This window comes from Pseudomonas amygdali (assembly GCF_002699855.1).
In the GTDB taxonomy this organism is placed as follows: domain Bacteria; phylum Pseudomonadota; class Gammaproteobacteria; order Pseudomonadales; family Pseudomonadaceae; genus Aquipseudomonas; species Aquipseudomonas amygdali.
Window position 1 is genome coordinate 1 of sequence record NZ_LKBW01000084.1, and the last position, 8,661, is coordinate 8,661.

Annotated in this window: 5 protein-coding genes and 2 pseudogenes; all 7 read left to right on the plus strand. The window is 53.4% G+C overall.

Annotation, left to right across the window (positions count from 1 at the left end):
- Window positions 1-1,093: type VI secretion system contractile sheath large subunit (gene tssC / locus AO277_RS08325; RefSeq protein ID WP_257214203.1), on the plus strand; the 1,093-nt coding region annotated here is incomplete at its 5' end.
- An 8-nt stretch (window positions 1,094-1,101) separates the two neighbouring features.
- Window positions 1,102-1,509, plus strand: coding sequence for a type VI secretion system baseplate subunit TssE (tssE, locus tag AO277_RS08330; protein WP_044319911.1), 408 nt, complete (start codon window positions 1,102-1,104; stop codon window positions 1,507-1,509).
- 92 nt (window positions 1,510-1,601) lie between these two features.
- A pseudogene (tssF, locus tag AO277_RS08335) lies at window positions 1,602-3,343 on the plus strand (type VI secretion system baseplate subunit TssF).
- On the plus strand, window positions 3,307-4,326 hold the full coding sequence (tssG, locus tag AO277_RS08340; protein ID WP_044319912.1) for a type VI secretion system baseplate subunit TssG: 1,020 nt from the start codon (window positions 3,307-3,309) through the stop codon (window positions 4,324-4,326). The pseudogene tssF and the gene tssG overlap by 37 nt, the downstream one beginning before the upstream one ends.
- Entirely contained in the window at window positions 4,323-6,917 is a 2,595-nt protein-coding gene (gene tssH / locus AO277_RS08345; RefSeq protein WP_044319913.1) for a type VI secretion system ATPase TssH, read from the plus strand. Before tssG ends, tssH begins: the two co-directional genes overlap by 4 nt.
- Before the next feature lies 1 nt (window position 6,918).
- Window positions 6,919-7,860, plus strand: a pseudogene (locus tag AO277_RS08350) (sigma-54 interaction domain-containing protein); the annotation flags it as partial.
- Between the two features lie 321 nt (window positions 7,861-8,181).
- Entirely contained in the window at window positions 8,182-8,637 is a 456-nt protein-coding gene (gene tssJ / locus AO277_RS08360) for a type VI secretion system lipoprotein TssJ (RefSeq protein ID WP_044319914.1), read from the plus strand.
- Window positions 8,638-8,661 lie beyond the last annotated feature (24 nt).

The following is an 8,661-nucleotide window of genomic DNA, read 5'->3' on the forward strand; positions in this document are numbered from 1 at the left end:
CCGAGCTGGTAAAACAAGGGCCTGCCTGACGGCAGGCCCTAACCAGCCCGAACACAAAAAAACTGATACTCCCAATCCCGTTGGCGCAATCATCGCCAATTATTTTTTCTCGCCAAGCGCCCCTGATGTCAAAACCATGCAATACGTTTCAAGCGTTGCCTGTATGGCGCATGCACCTTTCATCGCTGCTGCGGGTGCCAATTTTTTCGGGCTTGAGCAGTTCACCGGTCTGCCTGACCTCAAGGATCTGAGCGATCATTTCGAAGGGCCGCAGTTCGCCAAATGGCAGAGCTTCCGGGAGCAAGAAGACGCTCGGTATCTTGCCTTGACCGTGCCGCGTTTCCTGCTGCGCAGTCCTTACAAGCCAGAGGAAAACCCGGTAAAAACGTTTGCCTACAAGGAAAACGTTGCGAATAGCCACGAGCACTATCTATGGGGAAATACGGCCTATGCATTTGCGACGAAGCTGACAGACAGTTTTGCCAAATTTCGTTGGTTTCCCAACATCATCGGGCCACTGAGTGGTGGTGCGGTGGAAGACCTTCCCTTGCACCGATTCCACAGCATGGGTGAAATCGAGACAAACATTCCGACGGAGGTCCTGGTCTCTGATCGCCGAGAGTATGAACTCGCAGAAGAGGGGTTTATCGCGCTGACCATGCGCAAAGGAAGCGATAACGCCGCGTTCTTTTCCGCGAGTTCGGTGCAAAAGCCCAAGTTCTTTGGCAACCATTCGGATGGCAAAATAGCCGAGCTTAATTACAGACTGGGGACCCAACTGCCCTACATGATGATTGTCAACCGCCTCGCGCACTACCTCAAGGTGTTGCAGCGAGAGCAGATCGGGTCCTGGAAAGAGCGAGCGGATCTGGAGAGTCAACTTAATAAATGGATTCGCCAGTACATTGCAGATCAGGAAAACCCGAGCGCGGAAGTGCGAGGAAGACGCCCGTTACGCTCAGCGCAAATTATTGTTAGCGACGTTGAAGGTGATCCTGGCTGGTACCGTGTCAGTTTGAATATCCGTCCTCATTTCAAATATATGGGGGCTGATTTTACTCTGTCGCTGGTCGGGAAAATGGAAAAGGAATAGGTGACGCCATGAGAGGCCTCGGTAGTCTTTTTGAACGCCTTGCCGAAGTGAGGTTACAGCCGCCAGGCTTTTCTGAGGAAGAACAGTTAACGGCATTGATAGCGACACATTTGTCGAACATGCTTGGCGCTCGTGCAGGAAGCGTGAAAATGCTACCTGATTATGGCTTGCCTGACTTGAATGACATGAGCATGAGCGCTCACGATATATTGAGGCAATCCCGAGTGGCGATCGAGAAAGCTGTCAGGCTCTATGAGCCCCGCTTGTCAGAGGTTTACGTCATGTCTGAAGGGCACTCGGAAAATAGGCTGATACTGCAATTTTTTATTGATGCAATTTTAAAAGCTGACGGCATTAAAAAGGCTGTTCGGTTTTCCGCAACTGTCAGCGAAGCCGGAAGGGTAAGGGTGAGTTGACTATGCCAAGTGATTCTCGCGAATCGGTTGTTTCCTGTTTCTTTACATAAACTCCGTTATTTATTCATAAAACAAGATCCGGCAGGTGAGCATTGTCATTTAACCATTACTATCAAGAGGAGCTGATGGCCCTGCGTCAGTCGGGCCGGCAGTTTTCTGATCGGAATCAGGCATTGGCTTCTTTTTTGGGGCAGGCAGGTCAGGATCCCGACGTTGAACGGTTGCTTGAAGGGTTTGNTGAGTTGACTCATTCGCTTATGCAATTGTTATGGCCCAATTATATGCGACCGATGCCGGCAGTGAGCATGTTGCAGTTCGATCCGTTGATGGCTGTAGGGCCTGGCATAAGGGTCGAGCGCGATACCCCGGTAGAAAGTGAGCCCGTGAAGGGGCAGGTCTGTCAATTTCGTACCTGCTTTCCAACCGACATTCTTCCACCGAAGTTGGCAAATGTTTCCTACTCGGCCAGCGCGGAGGCGACGACTTTGACGTTGTCTCTGGAGATGACAGGTGACGGGCACCTGGGGGCACTGGAGCTGAACAGGCTACGCCTGCACTTTGCAGGCGATCGCGCTATTAGCCAAGCGCTGTATCTTGGCCTCATGCGCAAACTTAAAAGCGTTAAGATATTACTGTTGGATGAACAGGGCAAGCCGCTTCTGGATGGGGATGGCAAATCATATGAACTGAGCATTTCTGTAGATCAAGTACAGCCAGTGGGCTTTGCAGAAGATGAGTCATTGATCCCTTATCCGCTGAACACTTTTCGCGGTTATCGCTACCTGCAAGAGTATTTTTGCTTTCCGGAGAAATTCCTTTTTTCTGATATTGGCGGTCTTCAGATCATCGCATCAGTGAGTGAAGATGTATTGAAAGTTGCTCGTGGCTTTCAGCTGATCTTTGAAGTGCATGGCGAGGATATGCTGCATCTTCGGCCGAAGGTTGAACATATAAAATTATATTGCACACCCGTGGTCAACTTGTTCAAACAGGATGCACTCCCCATTTTGGCCGACGCACGACAGGATGAGTATCTGCTGATTCCTGCGCACTACGGTCATGGCAAGTGCGGGGTTTACTCGGTTGATACCGTCACCGGATGGCAGCCAGGAGGCAGGGGATATCAGAACTATGTGCCCTTTGAGTCCTTCGAACATGATCCGGCCGTCGATGTGCAGAGCAAGGCCCTTATTACACCTTGCGTCATCGTGACTCCGTAGCGCATGGAGGGCTGGATACTTACCTGAGTTTCGATACGCGTGGCGACCGAGACAACGAAACGATCTCGATTGGATTGACCTGCACCAACCATAATCTTCCACAGCAGATCAGGGCCGGCGGGATATGCAAGCCGTGCGAAGGCACTCCAGACTTCCTGCGGTTCAGAAATATTACACCAGCAACTAAAAGCTATGCGCCGCCGGTTGGACGTGACTTTCTATGGCGCGTCATTAGTAACATGTCGCTGAATTATCTGTCTCTGGCAAGTATCGAAGCTTTAAAGGTCATTATCGAGACCTACGACTTGCCGCGTTATTACGACAAGCAAGCGGAGAAGGTCAGTCAGCATTTGTTAAGTGGGCTGAAATCGATACGTCACCAGCACGTTGATCGCTTGCATGATGGCCGGCCGGTGCGAGGCATTAAAACCGAGCTGCTCATTGCCCCTGGCGCGCTTGCAGACGAAGCCAGTCTGTTTCTGTTTGCGTCAGTCCTAAACGAATTCTTTGCGCTTTATGCCAGTTTGAATTCTTTCCATGAACTGCATGTAAAAACCGCTCAGGGAGGTGGTTACGAATGGACGCCACGCATGGGGCAGCAGCCGCTGCTCTGACTACGCTCAGTCAGCATATACGGGAATATTCCGTGTATCAGGCGATACCTTTGATCCTCGGGATTTTACGTGAAGTTCACCCGGATGCCGATGATGAGCAACTGCATGCTTTTCTTGAATTAAGGGCAAATCCCAGTCTTGGATTTCCCTGTAGCGACATAGAACGTCTGGATTTTTTTCATGAGCACACTGACCTGTATGTCCGGTTGTACCTCAACGTGATGAGCCTGGTCGGGTCCGGTTCACCGCTGCCGGCTTTCTATGCCGAGCAGGCGTTGGGGGAACGGGACAAGCCTAATGCCACTCGGGATTTCCTGGATATTTTTAATCATCGCCTGCAAAAACTGATGTTGCCTGTCTGGCGCAAGTACCGCTATCACGCGGTATTCGCTAGTGGCGCAACCGATCCTTTTTCCGAACATCTCTTTGCATTGATCGGTTTACATGGCGCGCGCATTCGAGAAACAACCGAGTTGAACTGGAAGCGGCTGTTGCCCTATCTGGGGCTCTTGAGCCTGCGTGCTCATTCTGCCGCGTTGATCGAGTCGGTGCTTCGTTACTACTTCAAGCATGCCCGGATGTTCATCGAACAATGTGTCGAGCGAACGGTTGAGATCAGTCGTGCTCAGCTCAATTGCCTTGGCAAAGCCAACAACCAGCCAGGGCGGAATATGGTGCTGGGTGTTCGTGTTCCAGATCGGAGTGGCAAGTTTCGCATTCATATAAAACAGCTTGATTGGGAGCGCTTCCACGAATTTCTACCCGCCGGCCGGAGCTACCAACCGTTGGGCGCACTTGTGCGGTTCACGTTGCGCGATCCACTGGATTACGACGTTTGTCTCGAGCTTCTTAATTCGGATATCAGGGATCTGCGCATTGGCCAATCGAACACTTGCCACCTTGGTTGGACCAGTTGGCTCGGGCGCGAGCATGCCCAAGGGCTTGTGACGTTCAACAGACCGACTAATAAGGACTATTCATGATCGATGTAGACCTGCAGCAGCTCGTCAGAGCCCTTGATGCCCCTACACGCAGCGAGCTTGAGGGGGCCGCCGAACGTTGTGTTTCCAGAGGCAGTAGTAAAATTTCGGTTGAGGATCTGCTGGTTGCCCTACTGGAACGGCCTGATGGAATGCTTGCGCGTGCGCTGCTGGAGGCCGATGTTGCAGCTGACGAATTTGCAGGCTTCCTTCGCCAGCCGATCGAGCAAAGTGCAATCCGTAACCCGGTATTCTCTGCCGAGCTTGTTCAGTGGCTTCAAGACGCGCTGTTGATTTCCAATCTGGATTTGGGCGAAAGCCTCATTGACCAGGCTGCGTTGATTCTTGCCTTGCTGCGCAATCCTTCGCGCTATGCGGACCGTCCATACCAGCCGTTATTGGGCAGGATCAACATTGAACGCTTTCGCGATTACGCCCTTGCCCAGCAATCACCGGACGTAGCAAAGCCAGCCCTGAATCAAAGTGAATCGCTACTTGCACGTTTCACTCATAACCTGACGCAGCAGGCCCGAGAGGGTTTGCTGGATCCCGTACTATGTCGTGATGAGTGCTTGCGCCAGATGGTCGACATACTGGCTCGTCGACGCAAGAACAATCCGATTGTGGTGGGCGAGGCGGGTGTCGGCAAAACCGCAGTTGTCGAGGGACTGGCGCTGCGGATCGTTCATGGTGAAGTGCCTGATCTGTTGAAGAATGTCGAGCTACTGTCGCTGGATATGGGGTTGCTCCAGGCGGGCGCCAGTATCAAGGGTGAGTTCGAGCGTCGTTTGAAGGCGGTCATTGAGGAAGTCCAGTCTTCACTCAGGCCTGTCATTCTGTTCATTGACGAAGCCCACACGCTCATCGGGGCCGGTGTTCAGGCCGGAGGGTCGGATGCGGCCAACCTGTTGAAGCCTGCGCTGGCACGCGGGGAGCTGCGTACCATTGCAGCGACAACGTGGGCCGAATACAGACAATATTTCGAAAAGGATCCGGCGCTTGCACGTCGCTTTCAACCGGTCCGCGTAATGGAACCCACGGTGGGGCAGGCCATCACCATTCTGCGTGGGCTCGCGCCGTTATATGAACGCAGCCATGGCGTCTATCTGCGCGATGACGCTGTGGTTGCCGCTGCCCGGCTTTCGGCCCGCTACCTTTCCGGGCGTCAGTTGCCGGATAAGGCAGTTGACCTGCTCGATACAGCGTGTGCTCGTGTGCGAATCGGTCTGGTTGCCGTGCCTGAACGTCTTGAGCATCTGCGAGGTGAACTTGCTCGGCAACGAAGGCATTTCGAGGCAATACAGCGTGATGCCAATGCCGGGTTGTCGGTTGATGAAAGCTTGCTGAATACGCTGGTTTCTGACCTGTCACTAATGCAGAGCGACGCGGATGCGCTTGAGTGCAGGTGGGTTGATCAACTCGCAGCCGTCAAGCGGCTCATTAATCTGCGCAGTCAACTGGCCGACCGAAAAGTACAGCAGGCAGGCGAGGGTAGCGACTCTCAATACACGCAGGCGCTGGAGTCCGAGTTGACTGAGGTCCGACAGGCCCTGATCGATACGCAAGTGAATGAGCGTCTGGTGAGCTTTGAAGTGTGCCCCAGACTGATCGCAGAAGTGGTGAGTGCCTGGACTGGAATTCCGGTGTCGCGATTGGCTCAGGAACACAGTGAACGGATTGACCGCTTCTCTTCAGAACTACGTTTGCGCATCAGGGGCCAGGAGCAGGCGATGCAGACCATCGAGAAATCGGTGAGGGCATCGGCTGCCGGTTTGAACAAACCCGGTGCCCCAACCGGAGTATTTCTTCTGGTAGGGCCCAGCGGGGTCGGCAAAACCGAAACAGCTATTGTTCTGGCTGACCTGCTGTATGGCGGCGAGCGTTTTCTCACGACGATCAACATGTCCGAATTTCAGGAGAAACACACCGTTTCCCGTTTGATCGGCGCACCGCCGGGCTACGTCGGTTATGGCGAGGGAGGCATGTTGACTGACGCTGTTCGACAGAAGCCTTACTCGGTGATTCTACTTGATGAGGTGGAGAAGGCGGACCCGGATGTACTGAATCTGTTCTATCAGATCTTCGATAAAGGCGTAGCCAACGACGGAGAGGGCCGGGAAATCAATTTTCGCAACACACTCATTCTGATGACCTCCAACCTCGGCGCCGAGGTGATCCATGCCAACTGCCACGAGAGCACGCTCCCGGATGCCAAACAGCTGGCGATGCGGCTAGAGCCAGTACTCAGCGCACATTTCAAACCGGCATTGCTGGCCAGAATGCGCGTTGTGCCTTACTACCCCATCACGGGTGTAGCGCTTCGTGAACTGGTCGAACTAAAGCTGAGTCGCCTTGGAGAGAGACTTGAATCCCGTGGCCTCACCTTCAGCTACTCGCAGAGTCTGGTTTGTCATCTGCTGGAGCATTGCACACAAAGCCACAGCGGCGCCCGACTGATCGATCAGTTACTCGAGTCCTCCCTGACCCCGTTGATAGCGGACCGTTTGCTCAGCGCCATGAGCAGCGGTAAAGCCTTATGCAGGGTTCATGCGACGCTGGACAGCTCAGGCGGAGTTGTCTGTGAATTCGAATAACTATGGGCTTACAGGACGTAGCGCTGCCCTGGGCCGAACAACCCATCTTCTGGGCAAGATTCTCGACAGCACCTGCACTGTATTGCTTACTGGCGAGACCGGAACGGGTAAGGAGGTCGTGTCTCGTGCTATCCACGAGTACGGACCTCGCCGTTCCAACGCATTTGTTGTACAGAATTGCGCTGCGTTTCCCGAAGCTCTTCTGGAAAGCGAGCTGTTTGGCTATTGCAAAGGGGCGTTTACCGGCGCTGATCGTGATCGACCTGGTCTGTTCGATGTTGCTCATGGCGGCACGCTTCTACTCGACGAAATTGGCGATATGCCGATGCTGCTGCAAGCAAAGCTACTGCGAGTGTTACAGGAAGGAGAGATTCGGCCGCTGGGCGCCAACAAGGTTCGCAAGGTCGATGTGCGAATCATTGCCGCTACTCATCGCGATTTGCCAACGCTCATTGCAGAAGGGCGTTTTCGTGAAGACCTTTACTACCGTCTGGCACAGTTTCCCATTGAGCTTCCTCCGTTACGTCAACGCGTGGGTGATATAGAAATATTGGCCCGGCATTTTTCCGATAAGGCATGTCAGCACTCACAACGAGATCCGGTGCAATGGTCGCGGGCTGCCGTGACTGCTTTATCGGGATACGCCTTTCCGGGCAACGTTCGACAGTTGAAGGGGTTCGTCGAGCGGGCAGTGTTGTTATGCGAAGACGGTGAGTTGAAACCGGAACACTTTCCCATCCCCGCCAACCCGATAAGCAATCCGACTTGCCTTTCGCTACGTGAGCGCATCGAACAGTTCGAACGCGACGTACTGCTTGAGTGTTTGCGCGATTGTAACGGCAACCGGAGTCGTGCAGCACGCACTCTCGGGGTGTCACGACGCACGCTGCTTTATCGCCTGGCGCATTTGAAGATCGGTGCTGCTCACGGACGGCCTGATTAACTGCTGAATCACCACGATTGCCTAACTCATTATCTGGGACCTTTTTCCAATGAACGTTCATTGTCGGCGCTCTGCGCCTTTTATGCTCGCTGCGATGATTTGCCTTGGAGGGTGCACTGGCCATTTCAAGTTCAGCGATGATCAATACCGGGCTTTGGGCAGCCCTGAACCCACCAGCCGAAACGAAGTAGTAGACGAATCGAGTGTGGGGCTCCTGGACATTGCCCACCCCCGTGTCAGCGCATTCTATGGGCGTGAGCTGTCATGAGCCGCCGTTCGGTTGTATCGCTGCCTCCATCAGGATTTACAGGGCTGAACTCAATGAATCTTCACGTTAGCCGAGTCAAACGGTCACTGTTGTTACTGCTGTTACTCATGCTCAACGGTTGTTCAGCTCTCTCACCGTACTCAACGCAAACCCGTATGGATATTCGACTGAATGCAGACAATCAGCTTAACCCTGATGTCAATGGCAGGCCCTCGCCGATTGTTCTCAAGGTCCTGGAACTCAGGCGTCCGGTGACCTTCGAGAATATGGATTTCTTTTCGCTTTACCAACGGACTGTTCAGGCACTCGGGCAAGACCTGATTGCAAGCGAAGAGTTTGAACTTCGTCCAGGCGAGAGTATTGAACTGAAGCTGAAACTGGATCAAGGCAGTCTTTACATCGGTGTACTGGCTGCCTATCGAAATTTGCCGGAAACCCAATGGCGTCACGTGATCAAGGTTCACCCCAAACTGAACCGCCCCGGGTTTCTCGGAGACCCTTTTGTTTGAGTCATGCCACCTGGGCAGACTCGG

Coding starts and splice junctions, on each gene's coding strand:
- tssE (WP_044319911.1), top strand. CDS start 1,102: ATGAGAGGCCTCGGTAGTCTTTTTGAACGCCTTGCCGAAGTGAGGTTA.
- tssG (WP_044319912.1), top strand. CDS start 3,307: ATGGACGCCACGCATGGGGCAGCAGCCGCTGCTCTGACTACGCTCAGT.
- tssH (WP_044319913.1), top strand. CDS start 4,323: ATGATCGATGTAGACCTGCAGCAGCTCGTCAGAGCCCTTGATGCCCCT.
- tssJ (WP_044319914.1), top strand. CDS start 8,182: ATGAATCTTCACGTTAGCCGAGTCAAACGGTCACTGTTGTTACTGCTG.